This is a genomic window from Sulfurimonas sp. (assembly GCF_041583195.1).
In the GTDB taxonomy this organism is placed as follows: Bacteria; Campylobacterota; Campylobacteria; order Campylobacterales; family Sulfurimonadaceae; genus Sulfurimonas.
Map to the genome: position 1 here is coordinate 19,623 of NZ_JBFHGL010000001.1, position 16,187 is coordinate 35,809.

17 protein-coding genes and 1 pseudogene are annotated in these 16,187 nt (G+C 33.0%); 6 read left to right on the forward strand and 12 right to left on the reverse strand.

Features of this window, described 5'->3' with window-relative positions; translation table 11 throughout:
- Nucleotides 1–8: 8 nt before the first annotated feature.
- The 9 genes from ABZA65_RS00110 to surE are packed head-to-tail and all read right to left on the reverse strand — an operon-like array spanning nt 9 to nt 6,152.
- A complete protein-coding gene (locus ABZA65_RS00110; RefSeq protein WP_373069320.1) occupies nt 9–956 on the reverse strand; it encodes a chemotaxis protein in 948 nt (315 codons plus the stop codon).
- Between the two features lie 3 nt (nt 957–959).
- Complete coding sequence (locus tag ABZA65_RS00115) at nt 960–1,682, reverse strand: UDP-2,3-diacylglucosamine diphosphatase (protein WP_373069322.1); 723 nt, start codon at nt 1,680–1,682, stop codon at nt 960–962.
- Between the two features lie 10 nt (nt 1,683–1,692).
- Nucleotides 1,693–2,697 (reverse strand): N-acetyl-gamma-glutamyl-phosphate reductase, encoded by a 1,005-nt coding sequence (gene argC / locus ABZA65_RS00120; protein ID WP_373069324.1) that lies wholly within the window; start codon nt 2,695–2,697, stop codon nt 1,693–1,695.
- Nucleotides 2,684–3,181 carry a transcription elongation factor GreA gene (gene greA, locus ABZA65_RS00125; protein WP_373069326.1) on the reverse strand — a complete coding sequence of 166 codons (498 nt, stop codon included), beginning with the start codon at nt 3,179–3,181 and terminating at the stop codon, nt 2,684–2,686. Before greA ends, argC begins: the two co-directional genes overlap by 14 nt.
- Before the next feature lie 39 nt (nt 3,182–3,220).
- On the reverse strand, nt 3,221–3,466 hold the full coding sequence (locus ABZA65_RS00130) for a thiamine biosynthesis protein ThiF (RefSeq protein ID WP_373069328.1): 246 nt from the start codon (nt 3,464–3,466) through the stop codon (nt 3,221–3,223).
- Nucleotides 3,450–3,830, reverse strand: a complete 381-nt coding sequence (locus ABZA65_RS00135; RefSeq protein ID WP_373069330.1) for a hypothetical protein — start codon at nt 3,828–3,830, stop codon at nt 3,450–3,452. The genes ABZA65_RS00130 and ABZA65_RS00135 overlap by 17 nt, the downstream gene beginning before the upstream one ends.
- 20 nt (nt 3,831–3,850) lie before the next feature.
- Nucleotides 3,851–4,747 (reverse strand): hypothetical protein, encoded by an 897-nt coding sequence (locus tag ABZA65_RS00140; protein ID WP_373069332.1) that lies wholly within the window; start codon nt 4,745–4,747, stop codon nt 3,851–3,853.
- The gene (locus ABZA65_RS00145) at nt 4,744–5,382 is read right to left on the reverse strand and encodes a ThiF family adenylyltransferase (protein WP_373069334.1); all 639 of its coding nucleotides are present in this window, start codon (nt 5,380–5,382) and stop codon (nt 4,744–4,746) included. The genes ABZA65_RS00140 and ABZA65_RS00145 overlap by 4 nt, the downstream gene beginning before the upstream one ends.
- Complete coding sequence (gene surE / locus ABZA65_RS00150; RefSeq protein WP_373069336.1) at nt 5,361–6,152, reverse strand: 5'/3'-nucleotidase SurE; 792 nt, start codon at nt 6,150–6,152, stop codon at nt 5,361–5,363. The genes ABZA65_RS00145 and surE overlap by 22 nt, the downstream gene beginning before the upstream one ends.
- A gap of 130 nt (nt 6,153–6,282) precedes the next feature.
- Between surE and ABZA65_RS00155 the strand changes: the two are divergent.
- The 5 genes and pseudogenes from ABZA65_RS00155 to ABZA65_RS00175 all read left to right on the forward strand — a co-directional run.
- Nucleotides 6,283–7,383 (forward strand): annotated as a pseudogene (locus tag ABZA65_RS00155) (methyl-accepting chemotaxis protein); the annotation flags it as partial.
- A 79-nt stretch (nt 7,384–7,462) separates the two neighbouring features.
- On the forward strand, nt 7,463–8,674 hold the full coding sequence (locus tag ABZA65_RS00160) for a hypothetical protein (protein WP_373069338.1): 1,212 nt from the start codon (nt 7,463–7,465) through the stop codon (nt 8,672–8,674).
- A gap of 110 nt (nt 8,675–8,784) precedes the next feature.
- A complete protein-coding gene (rho, locus tag ABZA65_RS00165; protein WP_373069340.1) occupies nt 8,785–10,125 on the forward strand; it encodes a transcription termination factor Rho in 1,341 nt (446 codons plus the stop codon).
- Complete coding sequence (gene murI, locus ABZA65_RS00170) at nt 10,125–10,871, forward strand: glutamate racemase (RefSeq protein WP_373069342.1); 747 nt, start codon at nt 10,125–10,127, stop codon at nt 10,869–10,871. Before rho ends, murI begins: the two co-directional genes overlap by 1 nt.
- Nucleotides 10,872–10,934: 63 nt before the next feature.
- On the forward strand, nt 10,935–12,734 hold the full coding sequence (locus ABZA65_RS00175; RefSeq protein WP_373069344.1) for a DNA polymerase III subunit gamma/tau: 1,800 nt from the start codon (nt 10,935–10,937) through the stop codon (nt 12,732–12,734).
- Here the strand turns inward: ABZA65_RS00175 and ABZA65_RS00180 are convergent.
- Both ABZA65_RS00180 and ABZA65_RS00185 read right to left on the reverse strand, forming a co-directional pair.
- Nucleotides 12,715–14,106 (reverse strand): ATP-binding protein, encoded by a 1,392-nt coding sequence (locus ABZA65_RS00180; protein WP_373069346.1) that lies wholly within the window; start codon nt 14,104–14,106, stop codon nt 12,715–12,717. The genes ABZA65_RS00175 and ABZA65_RS00180 overlap by 20 nt on opposite strands.
- Nucleotides 14,100–14,777: a response regulator transcription factor gene (locus ABZA65_RS00185; RefSeq protein ID WP_373069348.1), complete on the reverse strand. Its 678-nt coding sequence runs from the start codon at nt 14,775–14,777 to the stop codon at nt 14,100–14,102. The genes ABZA65_RS00180 and ABZA65_RS00185 overlap by 7 nt, the downstream gene beginning before the upstream one ends.
- Nucleotides 14,778–14,917: 140 nt before the next feature.
- Between ABZA65_RS00185 and ABZA65_RS00190 the strand changes: the two genes are divergently transcribed.
- A complete protein-coding gene (locus ABZA65_RS00190; RefSeq protein WP_373069350.1) occupies nt 14,918–15,388 on the forward strand; it encodes a hypothetical protein in 471 nt (156 codons plus the stop codon).
- Here ABZA65_RS00190 and ABZA65_RS00195 read toward each other — a convergent pair whose 3' ends face one another.
- The gene (locus ABZA65_RS00195) at nt 15,389–16,180 is read right to left on the reverse strand and encodes a hypothetical protein (protein WP_373069352.1); all 792 of its coding nucleotides are present in this window, start codon (nt 16,178–16,180) and stop codon (nt 15,389–15,391) included.
- Nucleotides 16,181–16,187 lie beyond the last annotated feature (7 nt).

Genomic DNA, 16,187 nt, shown 5'->3' on the forward strand with positions numbered 1-16,187 from the left:
TTACACTCCTATTTCATATGTGCACGAACTACACGTGACACTTCATCATAAAATGGTCCGCCTTGGAACTTAACTAAGTAAGCTTCACCACCGGCTTCAATACCTCTATTTTCACTAAAATGATCACTTATCGAAGAGTTAAAAACAATCGGTATGTTTTTAAACCTGCTATCTTCTTTTGCATTTGCAGCAAAATGGAAACCATCCATACGAGGCATCTCAACATCTGATATTATTATTTTTAAACTATCTTCTAACTTATCTTGGTAAACTTCAGCAAGCTCTTTTAGTTTTTCTAAACCTTCTTGACCATCCATTGCCTCAATAACACTAAAGCCCATTTTTTCTAATGCGTCTTTAACTATTTTTCTAGCAGTAGCACTATCATCCAAAACAAGTGCCACACCAGTAAATGTTTCACCGTCTAAATCACGCATGTTGGTGTCAATTTCAGGTTCGTATAGACCTAAATCCTGTACAACGCTCTCTAAATCAAGTATTAAAAGAACACTATCGTCTTCTATTTTTGTAACACCAGTTATTTTGCTTTTGTCTAATTGACCGCTTCCGTTTGCAAAAGAAGCAGGTTCAATATCACCCCAACTGATTCTTCTTATACGTTTAGCATCATGAACGATAAACCCAATAAGGATATTATTAAACTCGGTAATAATTACACGTGCGTTTTTTTCTGCTTCTTCAGGTTCAGTTATGCCCATCCATTTTGCCAAATTTACTACAGGTATAACTACATCACGAAGATCAAATATACCCTCAATAAATTCAGGAGTACCAGGTAATTCTGTCAACTTCGGCATCTTGATGATTTCACGGACTTTTGAAACGTTTATTCCATAAATTCCCTCGTATATCTCTCCATCTTGCTCTTTGAGTATACGAAAATCAACAAGCTCCATCTCATTAGAGCCGACTTTTAGTGAATTTTCATTCATCATCTTTTATTCCCCTAAGTATTTATTGCACTGCAATAACTCTTTGTTAGCAAATCTTACTATAAAATATCTTTGATTGCAAGCAAAAGCTCCCAAGTTTATATAATAAAAACCTCTTAGTTCTAAATGCCTGTTCTGATGGAAATGCCCCTCTATGAAGTACTCACAATCAAAACCATTTTCAAGTCTTTTTTTGATTATATTTTCAAAGTTTTTTATCTCTTTACAGTCATCTTTCTTATCTAAATAGATATCCAGTTTCTTTAAAATTACATTATCAAATATCATATTTATAATATTTAGAATAAATAGAACTACTCTATTTCTTATAACCGACGTATATATTTTATATCCAAGAGGTGCATTAAAATCACCATGTGCCAAATATGCTTTTTTACCATCTACATTACACTCAACAGGCTGCTGGGATATTTTAAAAACTTTTACATCTTTAAAAATATTTTTTAGATTAAAATCGTGATTACCCTCAAGATAGACAACCTCTATGTTTTTGGAAATATCATTAATAAGATCCACTATCTCCTGATTTCTTTTAATTGTTCTTCCGATTCCACCAAACAGTAGATCAAAAATATCTCCCATTAAAATAAGTTGAGTAGGACGAAGTTTATTGTTTTGAATATCTTTAAAGAAGTTTAAAAGTTCCGGGCGTATATGTGAGTAGTGCGCATCCGAAACAAGGAATGCGCCGTCTTTTATATCAATCAAAAATTATTCCTTATGGAACATAGGCAATTTTTGGTATACCCATATCTTCGGCAAGTCCCATCATAAGGTTAGCATTTACAACAGCCTGACTTGATGCACCGCGAAGAAGGTTGTCAATTGAGCTTAAAATTAAAAGAGTACTTCCTTTTCTTTGTACATAAATATTGCAAAAGTTTGTTCCGGCAGTATCTTTCATAGTTACAGGTTTATCCGATACTCTTACAAAAGGACTGTTTTTGTAATACTCTTTTAAAACAGCCTCTGCATCAAAGTCACCTTCAACTTGTATATAAATAGAACTGAGCATTCCACGTGTAATAGGAACTAAATGTGGAACAAAATTTACCTCATCAAAATCTATATTTAACTTATCAGCAATTTCAGGTGCATGTCTGTGCATCAAAGGGTTGTAAGCAAAAAGGTTATCGTTTACGTTTACAAAATGTGTAGTCTCACTTAACTTTTTACCAGCTCCGCTAACACCAGTTTTTGCATCAACAATGATTGGAGTGTTTGATATACGCTTATCCATAAATGGCAGTAATCCTAAAATTGCAGAAGTTGGAAAACAGCCAGGGTTTGCTACAAGTTTTGCAGTTTTTAATTCCTCTCTGAATAATTCAGGAAGTCCATAAACAGAGTGTTCTAAATTTTCTTTATCAGAATGAGGGCAATAAAATTCTTCATAAGTATCAAGAGGAAGTCTATAATCAGCTGAGAGATCAACTACTTTTACTCCACTAGCTATTAAAGGTTTTACATAAGCCATAGCAGTTTTATGAGGTAGTGCTAAAAATACAAGTTCACACTTTTTAGCTACCTCATCCATATCTGCTTTCTCTACAGCCATGTCGCATACACCACTTAAAGATGGGTGCAGCTTATCTAAAGTTGTATTTCCTTCCGAATTTGCAACGTATGAAAGTTCAAATTGTGGATGGTTTAAAAGTATTTTAACAAGTTCAAGCCCGGTATAACCGCTAGCTCCTACAACTCCAACCTTAATGTGTTTCAAAAACTATCTCCTGATATTTTACTTCTATGATCTCTAACTCTTTTTCACCGCCTGGAAGACGTACTTTAAAATCATCTCCCTCTTCTTTTCCTAAAAGCTGTTTAGCTAAAGGTGAACCAAAAGATATAAGACCCATCTCAGGGTTAGATTCACTACCGCCTACAATAGTATAAGTCATCTCTTCACCGCTATTTAGATCTTCTAAAACAACAGTTGATCCAAAAGATACTTTTGAGTGTTCTAGCTCACTAGGATCTACTATTTGTGCATTCCCGATTATCTCTGCTAATTCTGCTAAACGATTGTCTATATTTTTTTGATCTTCTTTAGCTGCATGGTACTCTGCATTTTCTTTTAAGTCACCTTGCTCCACTGCTTCTTCTATCGCTTTAACAACAGCGGGACGTTTTACTTCTTTTAATTCTTTTACTTCTGCTTGTAACTTGTTATAGCCAAACAGTGTCATTGGTTCAACTCTTTGCATCTCAATACTTTCTTAATAATTTTTAGTTTTATGATTATATCAAATTTTCTGCATAAGCGATAAGTCAAACTTTATCACTTCATTTTCACACTCTATAGTAACCGTGCATGCTTTTTTAGAGATCGCTTTTGCATCTGTAACTCCATCTAAAAGTAAAATCTGCTCTTTTGTTGTAGGATCATATACTTTTAGTGCATCTTCATCTATAAAAAAGATACGTCCACCACCGCAACCATCACCGACTATACCTTCGCAATGCAGTTTATCTTCAAAACCAGCTATCATCTAAACACTCTTCTTTTGCATCTTTTACAAACCCAATATATTCACTTGAGTTTTTGTCAAGTACTTTATATTCATCATATGTATAACCTTTGAACAAAGCTTCATCTACACATTTACAAAGCTTTGTATCATTAGTATCTACACATGTAGATATAAGCTCTTTCTTTTGACTCTCTTCCCAACCGAAATAGCTTTTATAATATGGATATAAAACCCAAATAGCAAATCCTACCGTTAAAACAATATTGACTATATACTCTTTTTTCTTAGTCTCTATATATTTTTTTACATCGTAAGATATAAGTATTAAAAAAACTATCTCTAATCCTATATTAAACCAGTCACTATCTAAAAAATCGAACAATTAAATCCTTTTAAATTATTTTAAAACTTCCAATTTATATTTGGTCGTATGATCGCTTGATGACTATCTACACCATCATTTCTAAGTTCACCGTCATACTTATACTTCGAAGTATAAAGGTAACCGAGCTCTAGTGAAAAACTGATACCATCAAAACTAATAGGTAGTATTTTACCGACTGTGAATTCAGCATCTGTCATCTCAAAATTATCTTTTCTAAATGAAAAAAGCGTAGTTATTGATGAGTTATAAACAAGTGAATATACACCTTTGTCATAATCTATGCTCTTTCTTCTTGCACCCACATAAACCGTATCTACAAAATCACGATTGTCATGAAGTCTTGCACCTACTCTAAAACTCCAGTCTAAATCTCTGTTTCTCTTTTCACGAGTACCTTTTAGTTTAAACTCAAAATTAAACCATTTATCGGTGTATGATTTATTATCTTTTATCGTTTTGTCACCGACTGTAAACATATAACCCATGTATGCACGGTTTTTTCCTACACGTTCACCATCTTTTTTACTAAAGATCATCATCCTTCCCAAAAAGAAAGTTAATGAATAAGGCTCTTCAAAACCTGCTGTTAAAGCCTTAACAGGATTAAATTTATTGATATTTTCTTTTGTATATTTATCCTCATTTTCTTTTCTATAGTAAGTACCTAAAATATTCATAGGATGCACGGCAGCTTCTATTAAAAAAATATTCGGCTCAAACGTTTTATAAAAAAGTTTTGAATAAATCTCGCTCTCTTTAAGTTTACTTCCATCTGTTATATTTTTATCTCTGTCTAGATCAATAAAAGCTGAAACATTTGAATAATACGCATCGAGTTCATAATCAAACTCTACCAACTCCTGAGCTTTTAATGAGATAAAAAGCAAAAAAAATAGAAGAAATATTTTTTTCACTTAATTAACCTTTTTAAAGCCTCACTACACATATACAGCCCAAAGGTTGCAGTAACACCCATAAAACTTCCCTTCTCTTTTACACGTGCCTCTTCAGATGAAAATATCACTTTATACTTCTTTTTAAATCCGCGTTTTTTAAGCTCATATCTGATTTTTGAACCAAACTTATCCCCGTATGTTTTCCATATATCATCAACTTTTACAGCAGATGCATCTATACGCTTTGCGCTTCCAAAACTAGAGATGAGTTTTTTATAACATTTCTGTGCAAGGGCAAGTTTGGCTTTTGTATCATCAATTGCATCTAAAACAAGATCATATGGTTCAAAATCAAAATTCCAAACCCATTGTTCATCAATTCTGGCATTTATAATCTCAATATCAGGATAGTGTTTTTTTAAAGCTTCCACTTTTAATTCACCCTCATGCATCTCTGACCACATTTGACGGTTTTGATTACTCTGATCATAAGTATCAAAATCAACTATAGTTATATGCTTAACACCGCTTCTAACCAAGCAGTCAAGACAAAAGCTTCCAACTCCGCCTACACCTAAAAGGATGATTTTTGCATCTTGCAGTTTTACAAAATCATCTTCAAGCAAAAGTTTTATTCGGTCGTATTTAGCCAAGTCTCTAACCCTTCCATACTTTTGTATGCACTAAGATCAAGCATAATCGGTGTTATAGATATATATCCCGCTTTTATAGCCTCATAATCGCTCATACCTTTTTGTCCAGCTCTTGGCGAGAAACTAAGTGGATGCAGACCAAGCCAGTAAAACTCTTCACCGCGTGGGTTTCTGTGTGCATGCGCATCGTTTGCGTAGTGTCTGTAACCTGCATATGTAACTTTAACTTCCGCTTCTTTTTTATCGTAAGGGATATTTATATTTAAAAACTCCCTTTTTGGTAGTGGAAACGAGCCATTTTTTATCTTAACAACTAAATCTTTTATAAAACTGCTTGCAAGGAAAAAATCACCGCCTGGATCTGAAAAATCCATAACCTGACTTATAGCTATTGAAGGAATGTCATGCAGCACTCCCTCCATTGCACCAGCTGCAGTTCCGCTATATGTAATATCTTCACCCATATTTGATCCACGGTTAATTCCGCTTATAAGAAGATCAGGTTTTCTATCTGCGAATATTGATGCTAAAGAGAGATATACACAATCGCCCGGAGTCCCATCATCTAGTTTAAAAAAATCATCGTCAATACCGATAAAACGCAAAGGACGTGATAGTGTAATAGAGTGTGAACAAGCCGACTTTTCATTAGCAGGAGCTACTACGGTTACCCTAACGCCTTCTATCTCTTTTAGAGTTTTTACAAGTTCTAAAAGCCCTTTAGCTTCATACCCGTCATCGTTTGTTACCAGTATATTATAAATTTTCATTGACATATTTAATTTCTTTTTTTTCTTTAATTGCCGATATTATATCCAATAAAATTAAGGCAAAAATTACGATTCCATCTAGAGTGTAAAAAACTCTTCAGTAATGGCACAAATCTTGCTTTAAAACAGCATGAAAACATTATTAGTATTACTTCTTTTAACTATATTTATTCAAGCAGATACAGATGCTCTAAAAATAGAAAATGACTACAGCCGTTTAAGCGTTGAACTTGATAAGATATCTTCCAAACTTAAAGCTGAAGATAAAGTTCAACTATATTACCTTGTTATATCTACACATGAAAAAATAGCAACCTCACTCTCTCTTGACAAATCACAAAGTAAAACACTTGAATCTTTAGAGAAAAAGACCATAGATGTACTTAAGAATTTAAAAGGCATAGATTCAAAGCAGATAAAAACCATTACAGATCTGTACAAATCAATCAATAAAAACGGTAGAAAACTTATAGAAGATCATAATAACAAAGAGTTTGAAATAAAATACAAAGATCAAAAAGAAAAAATCGTATACAAAGACAAAGTGATCTATAAAGATAAGATCATCTACAAAGACAAAGTTGTAAAAGAGTCATCTTATTTACACATTATAATAGCTTCTATTATAGCCTTTATTATTGGCAGTTTAATCTTTTACTTTGTTTTTTCTTCCAAAGCATCTAATATTGAAAATCAAAATATAAAAATTCAAAAAGAGCTTTATATTTTTAAACAAGATAAAGAGGAACTTGAAACAGAAGTACAAGAGAAAAACCTAGAGATAAATAGTATTACAGAAAAAAATCAAATTCTAAACAATGAACTAAGTAAAGAAAATAAAACACTTATAGATAAAACTAAAGAGTTAAATACTCAGATAGAAAATTATACACAAGATATTGAGCAATATAAAATTCAGCTAGAAAATTCTAACCAAGAGATAGAATATTTAAAAATAAATATAGCTGAGTTAGAAGATGAAAAAAGCAATATAACTAAAGAACAAACAATAAGTGCAGAGCCAGAAGAAATAGAAGAAGAAAACATTAAAACACAACGTGAAGATATGATTGAGATCCTTGATACAGTTTCACAAATAGCAAACCAAACAAATCTTTTAGCCTTAAATGCGGCTATTGAAGCTGCTCGTGCAGGTGAACATGGACGTGGTTTTGCAGTTGTTGCTGATGAAGTAAGAAAACTTGCCGAAAAAACACAGGAAACCTTAAATAACGGAAAACTAAAACTATCTAATTAAGTATTAAAACATCTTTTGGTAGAATTATGAAAAATTTCAGCAAAGATGTTTAATGACTAATTTTCAATCTCTTTTAAATTTAATTGTCGATAATCAAGATCTTATAGATTTTGACCACAAAGGGATTAAAGATCTTCATGTAATTAGCGGAAAACTCTTTCACGAAATAGTTTCAAACGTTAAAAGTATTAAAGATAAGAGTATCGATAAAAAAAGTTTTATAAAAAAAGCTATTAGAGATGCCTTTGAACTTGAAGAACAAGATCTAATCCTAATAAAAAAAGAACAGATTGTTATAAAAATTATTCAGACTATCTCAAGAGATGAGACTGAAAAAAGATTTAACGGATATTCTGAAGAAGAGATCGAAAAACTATATAACGAATACTTTGATGAAAAAACTTTAGATAGATTTTTAGAAGAGATATCTTATGGTATATTTAAATATCTGTTTGTTAGAAAACAAGTAACAAACGACTACTATGAAAAAAATGTATACTCTATTATACAAAATTACATAGCTAGAGAATTAACAGACTTTGAATCTGAAGATCATAACTTCAGAAAAGGTTTTGCAGGATATATCTTTCGTATAAATTTTATAACGGTTTTTACACATATTAGTGATCAGATCCTTGAAGCTATCTCTTATCGTGACGAATATCTTATGAACTGGATCAAATACTATAACGGCCAGGTTATTATTAAACACAACAAACGCTATGCTGCTCCTGCTATCATAAATCCTGATGGGCAAAAATACAACCCTTCAGCTTTATTTGGAACGATCGCTGTATGGTTTAAAACAAAAGAAAAAATTGAAACGTTAGAAAAAAAATTAAACGATATAAGCAAAAATCTAGATAAATTAAAGATAGACAACCTCTCTCCTGTTGAGTATAAAGATGAACTTGTACAGGAAAGAAGAGAAATAGAAGAGGATATCTATGAAGCCAATGAGAGAATAAAAGAGCTTTTAGATGAAAAAAGACTGAACAACGACGAAGAAAAAAAATATGATATAGATGATGAGATTCAAGAGCTTCGCCAATATATGAAAGAAGATAAAAAAGAAGTAGATGAAATCAATGCACAAATATCATCAATAGATACTATAAGTACAAAAAGACTTGAAGAAGATAAAAGCAGACTTGAAAAAGATATTCAAAGAGAAGAAAAAGCATTAAAACAAAACTATAAAGTTTACCAATCTATTCAATTAGCCCTTGTTAAGGCACTTACATCTAAAAGAAAACCTATATAACTTGACTTTAATGTAATTTTTATAGTAAAATTCTTCCATACAAAATGAATTTAACCTAAAAATTCATAACCCCTACAAAAATAATCCCAAAAAACTAAGGCAGATATTTTATGAGTGATAACACTTCACAACAACCTCGCAAAACAAATAATCGTAAAAATAATAATTCTAACCGTTCACATAAACCTGTAAATGGTGCCAGCGTAGATGAATTACGTGCAAAAACAATAGATGATCTAATTGCACTAGCTGAAGAATTAAATGTTGAACACCCACAAGAGCTTAAACGCCAAGATCTAATATTTGAGATACTAAAAGCTCAAACTGCTCAAGGTGGATATATCCTATTTAGCGGTATTTTAGAGATTATGCCTGACGGATACGGTTTTATCCGCTCAATCGATAAGAGTTTTAACGATTCTGAAAACGACTCATATGTTTCTAACACACAGATCAAACGTTTTGCACTAAGAAATGGTGACGTTGTAACAGGTCAGGTTCGCCCTCCTAAAGATCAAGAGCGTTACAACGCTTTAATTAAAATAGAAGCAGTAAACAACTTACCGCCAGAAGAATCAAAGAAACGTCCGCTTTTTGACAACTTAACTCCATTATACGCGCTAGAGCAAATCAAATTAGAATATAAAGAAAAAGGTCTAACTGGACGTATGATGGACCTTTTTGCACCGATCGGTAAAGGTCAGCGTGGACTTATAGTTGCACCTCCAAGAAGCGGTAAAACTGAACTTTTAAAAGAGATAGCTCACGGTATAAGTGCTAATCATGCAGAGATTGATCTAATGGTACTGCTTGTAGATGAGCGTCCTGAAGAGGTTACGGATATGGAGCGTAGTGTTAAAGGTGAAGTTTACAGCTCAACGTTTGATATGCCTGCAAAGAACCATATCAAAGTTGCAGAGATGGTAATCGAGCGTGCAAAACGTAGAGTTGAGCAAGGTCGCGACGTTGTGATCCTTTTAGATTCTATCACTCGTTTAGCTCGTGCATATAATACTGCAACTCCTTCAAGTGGTAAGGTTTTATCAGGTGGTGTTGATGCAAACGCACTTCACAAACCAAAACGTTTCTTCGGTGCTGCACGTAACATAGAAAACGGCGGAAGTTTAACGATCATCGCAACTGCACTTGTAGATACAGGAAGTAGAATGGATGAAGTTATCTTTGAAGAGTTCAAAGGTACAGGTAACTCTGAGGTTGTTCTTGATAGAAAAATTGCTGATCGCCGTATCTATCCTGCAATTGATGTACTTAAATCTGGTACTCGTAAAGATGAACTTCTTATCGGTCCTGAAAAACTACAAAAAGTATTTATCCTTCGTTCTATGATGCAAAAACAAGATAATGAGATCGAAGCACTTAAATTTATCTATACAACTATGGGTAAAAAGACAACTAATGATGAATTCTTAGAGAGTATGAATACACAATAATGAAAATCGGGGTATTTGATTCAGGAATCGGTGGTTTAAGCGTAGTTAAGTCTATGCTTGCACACAAACTGTTTGAAGAGATCATCTATTATGGAGACACTGCCCGTGTACCCTACGGTACTAAAGATAAAAACACAATTATCCGCTATGGAATAGAAGCAGTAGAGTTTTTTAAAAATTTTGAACTAGACATGATCATAGTAGCCTGCAATACTGTAAGTGCCTATGCACTAGATGAGATGCGTGAGAGTGCTGATTGTCCTGTTATTGGGGTTGTTGAAGCAGGTATTTTAGCTTGTAAGAATTCTCTAGAAGATAAAAATTCAGATATTTTAATTCTGGGTACAAAAGCAACTGTGAATTCAAAAGCTTATGAGATAGGACTTCAAGATTTAGGCTTTACGAATTTAAATGCAAAAGCAACAGGACTTTTTGTTCCCCTTGTTGAAGAAGACATATTCTCAGGTGAAGTTATAGATGCTACGTTTAGACATTACTTCTCAGACATAAAGTCATCTCCTGATGCGCTGATCTTAGGTTGTACACATTTTCCATTGCTAGAAGCCGAGCTTCAAAAATACTTCGGAGAAAAGACACAACTTATACATTCTGGTGAAGCTATCGTGGAGCATATGGAGAAAGAGTTTAGTTTTACTAAAAAACATCCAAAAACTTCACTAAAATTCTTTGCATCAGAAAATCCTGAAGCATTAAAAAGAGTTGCTCATAATTGGTTAAATATTTAAACTCTTAGAAGAGTTTAACACTTTAAATGATAAAATCATTTTTATTAATTAATGGAGGTAAGCGTGGGCAATTCTGAAGTACTGGCTAGAAAATACAGACCAAAAAATTTTGATGAACTTATCGGTCAGGAAAGTATTGCTCAAACCCTATCTCTAGCACTTGACTCACAAAGACTGAGTCATGCTTATCTATTCTCAGGACTTCGCGGAAGCGGAAAAACTTCAACGGCGCGTATCTTTGCAAAAGCACTTATTTGTGAACAAGGTGTAACTCATAATCCATGCGGTGTATGTTCAAACTGTGTAAATGCACTTGAAAACCGTCATGTAGATATTGTAGAGATGGATGCTGCCAGTTCTAGAAAGATTGATGATATACGCGACTTAATCGAGCAGACAAAATATAAACCATCAGTAGCAAGATATAAAATATTTATTATCGATGAAGTGCATATGCTCACAAAAGAAGCTTTTAATGCACTTTTAAAAACACTAGAAGAACCGCCAGATTATGTAAAATTTATACTTGCCACTACTGATCCTCTAAAGCTGCCGGCTACAATACTAAGCCGTACGCAACACTTTAGATTTAAAAGTATTGCTTTAGGAAAAGTTGTTGAACACCTAATACATATACTAAACCTAGAGAATATCTCTTACGAAAACGATGCGTTGGAGATCTTGGCAAGAAGTGGAAGCGGGAGTCTTCGTGACACTTTAACACTGCTTGATCAAGCGATCATCTATTCAAAATCACACGTAGATGTAAACACTGTAACTGATATGCTCGGTCTTGTTGATCCAAAATTTATATCTGAGATTTTCAATGCAATATTTGCAAAAGATTATGCAAAAATAGTCGAGTTTACAAAGGTTTTGGAAGACTATGAGAGCGAAATGGTAGTGGATGAGCTTATTGCTTATCTAAAAGAGCGTATGTACGCTAATGATGCACTCTTCTCAACTCTCGTAATCGATAGGTTTTTTAGAATTTTAAGTGACTCAAAATCGCTTTTTTCAATTAATGCAGATGGTTCTTTTGTACTAAGCCTTATATTTTTTAAAATGGTTGAAGCGCTTCGCATAAAAGAGATAGATCAGATGATCGAATCACTTCAAGAACAAACTCCTCGTGCAGAGATTAAAACTCCGCAAGTACAACAAACTCAAAATATAGAGCAACAAGAAGTTCCTGCAGAGGAAGAAGAACCTAAACTTGAGCCTGTACAACAAACAGAACCTGAACAGGTTGTTGAACCTGAGCCTGAGGTTATAGAAGAGCCTGAGCAAATTGATCCAAATCTTGAGATATTTAACAAGTTAGTTGTAAACGTTAAAGACAGGAATGCAGAGCTTGGTGAATGTTTTGAAAAAAGTGTAGAATTCAAGTCATTTGAAAACGGTGTTTTAACTTGGGAGAGCTGTGCAAGCGAAGATTGTAAAAAATCACTCCGTCATGGTTTTCCGGCAATAAAACAGCTTGTTCGTGAACTATTTGGATTTGAAACACAAATAAAACATACATTATGTTCTAAAACTCCTGAAGAGATAGAGGAACAAAATGCCCCACAGAGTGTTCAAGAAACTAAGCAAGAACCTATACAACAGCCTCCTGAGGAAAATAACTATATAAACCAGCAAATTCAAGAGATGCAACAAGAACAGCCAATAATAAATGGACCGCAAACTACATCAATGGTTGAAGATGTAGAGATGGGTGGAAGTGCCTCTTGTGTTACAAACTGCGAAGCAAGCGACAGCACTCCTGAGTTAAATGCGGCTGATATTAAAGAGCATCCGACAGTTGCAAAAGCTATAGAGCTTTTTGAAGCAAATAAAATAACTATACAATCAAAGATTTAATACTAAAACTAAATGTAGAACCTTTACCAGGTTCAGACTCAATGTTTAAAGACGTATCGTGTGCTCTTAATATATAAGATACCATCGCTAAACCTATACCCATAGAGTTATCCCACGTGTTTTTATCGACTCTGTAAAACTTGCCTGTGATTTTATCTATATGATTAGGATCAATACCTATACCGCTGTCTACAACCGATATAACACCATTTTGTACTTTTAATTCAACTGCAGATTCTGAATATTTTAAAGCATTGTCAATGAGGTTTGTAAGCACTAACTCGATCATTGTTTTATCTGCTTCAATTTCAAGGTCATCACTAACAAAAGAGATATCTCTGTCTTTATATTTTGAAGAAATATTTGCTACTACATCATCACACAGCTCTTTAATATTGAACTTTGTTTTTTTAGCCGGTATATCTCCGTTTTCAAGTTTAACTGAGAGTGCCAACCTGTCTAACATTTGAGATATTTTCTCTCCGTTTGAATTTATCTTACTTAAAAACTTTTCACGCACCTTTAAAGGTATTTCCGGATCTTCTTGAAGAGTTTGAGCATAACCGATTATAGAAGCTATAGGATTTTTAAACTCGTGCGATATTGATGAGAGTATGTCATTTCTTTGTTTGTTCATAAGTCTTAGTTTAGCCATATGCTTACGTTTTTGACGATCGCGTTTGTCTAGTTTTTTTACCAAGTTTTTAAGAAGCAGTGAAATCTCTAAAAACTCATGAAAATATTTTACTTTTAAATTTGCTTTGTAGTTTTTCTCAGATATCTCATCAAGATAAACCTTGATTTTTCCAATATCTTCAATAATCTTCTGACTCATAGTGTTAGAAGTATAAAAAGCTATAATCAAGATAAATATATATATAAGACCTATTTTTAAACTTAACTCATAAAAATGGCTTAATACCTGAGCCAGTCCCATAGATAAACGTACAGTGTACTCTTTTGAGTTATATTTTATCTTTTTTGCTACATACAAAAAATCTACACCTATTGTTTTAGAATAGCGTACAGACTCACCGAACTCCAGCTTATTGGCCATCATAACTTCATATCGATTGGCATGGTTATCCATGGTGGTTTTATCTTCATTTGTTTCAGCTACAACCAAACCATTTTCATCTATGATTGTCACACGGTAGTTAGTTTTGTCATGGATATTATTTGCAAAACTCTCTAAAGATTCAGCTTTAGATAATAAGTCGGTAGATATACGAATAACATTTTTCAAATTATCTGTGTTGTGTTCTACTATAATCGATTTCAGTCCAACATAAGAGACTACAGAAGTTAGTAATATTACTCCAACAAAAAGAGCTGTAAACTTTATATTGAAAAGTTGATATATTTTTAACAAAGTTTGTAACCTACACCACGAACAGTTTGTATATAATCTTTTGTTTTATTTGGATCGATCTTCTCTTTAAGTCTGTTTATTGCTACATTTACCGTACGATACTGATAATCACTGCCGTCATTCCAAACATTCTCTAAAAGATAGTCTCTGTCAAGTACTGAGTTTTTGTTTTTTATAAACTCGCTTAATAGGTCAAACTCTAGTTTTGTAATTTCTACATTCTCTCCATCAACTTTTAACGTCCTTGAAGCAGAATCTAAAAACAGATCTTTATATGCAAGGTTATTACCCTGTTTTAGTTTATTTCCCGTTCTTTTAAGCATAGCTTTTACACGAAAAATCAACTCTTTCATGTTAAAAGGCTTGGTCAGATAATCATCTCCGCCACGCTCAAAGCCCTCTTCTATATCTTTATCTGAGTTTTTCGCACTAAGATATATAACAGGTACCTGAATACCGTCTTCACGTAGTAAAGATACAAATTCACTACCCTCTGTTCCGGGAAGATTTCTATCCATGATCAACAGATCTACATCTTCTTCATCAAGTATTTGAGATACTGTCTTTGTGTTTAAAAAACCAATTGTCTCAAATCCCTCTTTCTCAAGGTTGTACTCTATAAGTTCTAATAAATCTTCTTCATCTTCAACTATTACAATCGTTGCGCTCATATCTACCTCAATATAAATATAGTAAATATTGTATCAAATTATGATTACAAAATGGTTGCAAAAAATAGATTTAACAGCAAAATAATAAAAAATAATATATAATAGTAGTGAAGGATAATAATGGAAGGAAGGTGTTTAAGATGTTCGTATCAACTTATAGTACATATCTAAATGCCAATTCAGTAAATAAAAGTGCAAAAGAGAGGGAGTTAAATTCATCTTCTTCAAGTTCAAAACTTTTTGAAAACGCACTAAAAACTAGTACACTTTCATCAAATAAACCTTTAGTAAATATACCTGTAAACTATATATCTCACAACAAAATTATGAGTACTAAAGAGAGATTGAACGAGCAGTTAAAACAAAACTCTATTGAAGCAAATATTCAAAAATTTACAAATATAAACTCTAAAATACATGCACCTTCATCTTATGCTGATAATACTAAAATGTTTTCATTGATGTTAAAAGAACAACAAACTCTCAAAGGTAAAGACCCTATAAATAAAGACTTACCAAAAGAGATTCAAGAATTAAAAGAATCTAACCTTAGAACTACGATGGTAAATACTTATCTTGAAAATGATAAGTACTACCGAATTACTGCTTAGTTATTCTTCTATAAAAACTCTTGCTTTAACATAATTTTTTTCTTCACCACGCTCAGTAGGTTTGTTACTTATTAAAAAACTGATATCAGCCATCTGATTAGTCATTGTGTTGATTAGGCTAGACTTGTAATATGAAGAATATTTGTAGTAAAATGGAATTTTTCTAGTTTCCTTATAACCATTTTCTAACATTAACTGTGCAGATTTCCATTCATTACCATCAATAACAAGATATTTAGTTATATCTTTTCCTAGTGGCTTAATATAGATCTTTTCTGAATTTATAGATGCTGGTACTTCAATAAAGCCAACAATTTTCACTACAAAATCACTCCCTTTTTCTGGAGCATTTAAAAGTGCTTTCTTTACTGGATTCCAATTAACTCCACTAGCTCTTTGTGTACGAGATAGATAATCAGAATAAAAAGTCGGATCACCAGGAACGGCTACATCTATATATAATTTATTATAGTGTCTATTTGAGCTAACAACTTCTGGCTTAGACTCAGTTACAGGCTTATCTTTGTAAACAACTTTTTCTACAACTCTCTCTACAGGTACTTCTTTTTCAACAACTTTTTCCTGTACTATTACTTTTTCAACAATAACAGGCTTTTCAACTATCTTCTCTTTTATTATTACTTGCGGTTTAGGCTCTTCTTTTTTACAATCTCCAAAATCACAATCCATATCATCAAATGCTTTTTCAGCTGCCGCATTTGCGCGCTTATAATAATCTTCTGCGTAAGAACTACTTACTAATAAAAGTGAAACCAATAATATGCGATACATACTACCC

Bases quoted from the DNA above. Each gene is read 5' to 3' on its own strand.
- ABZA65_RS00160 (WP_373069338.1), top strand. From the start codon at position 7,463: ATGACTAATTTTCAATCTCTTTTAAATTTAATTGTCGATAATCAAGAT.
- rho (WP_373069340.1), top strand. From the start codon at position 8,785: ATGAGTGATAACACTTCACAACAACCTCGCAAAACAAATAATCGTAAA.
- ABZA65_RS00110 (WP_373069320.1), bottom strand. From the start codon at position 956: ATGATGAATGAAAATTCACTAAAAGTCGGCTCTAATGAGATGGAGCTT.
- ABZA65_RS00185 (WP_373069348.1), bottom strand. From the start codon at position 14,777: ATGAGCGCAACGATTGTAATAGTTGAAGATGAAGAAGATTTATTAGAA.
- ABZA65_RS00130 (WP_373069328.1), bottom strand. From the start codon at position 3,466: ATGATAGCTGGTTTTGAAGATAAACTGCATTGCGAAGGTATAGTCGGT.
- ABZA65_RS00195 (WP_373069352.1), bottom strand. From the start codon at position 16,180: ATGTATCGCATATTATTGGTTTCACTTTTATTAGTAAGTAGTTCTTAC.
- surE (WP_373069336.1), bottom strand. From the start codon at position 6,152: ATGAAAATTTATAATATACTGGTAACAAACGATGACGGGTATGAAGCT.
- murI (WP_373069342.1), top strand. From the start codon at position 10,125: ATGAAAATCGGGGTATTTGATTCAGGAATCGGTGGTTTAAGCGTAGTT.
- ABZA65_RS00190 (WP_373069350.1), top strand. From the start codon at position 14,918: ATGTTCGTATCAACTTATAGTACATATCTAAATGCCAATTCAGTAAAT.
- greA (WP_373069326.1), bottom strand. From the start codon at position 3,181: ATGCAAAGAGTTGAACCAATGACACTGTTTGGCTATAACAAGTTACAA.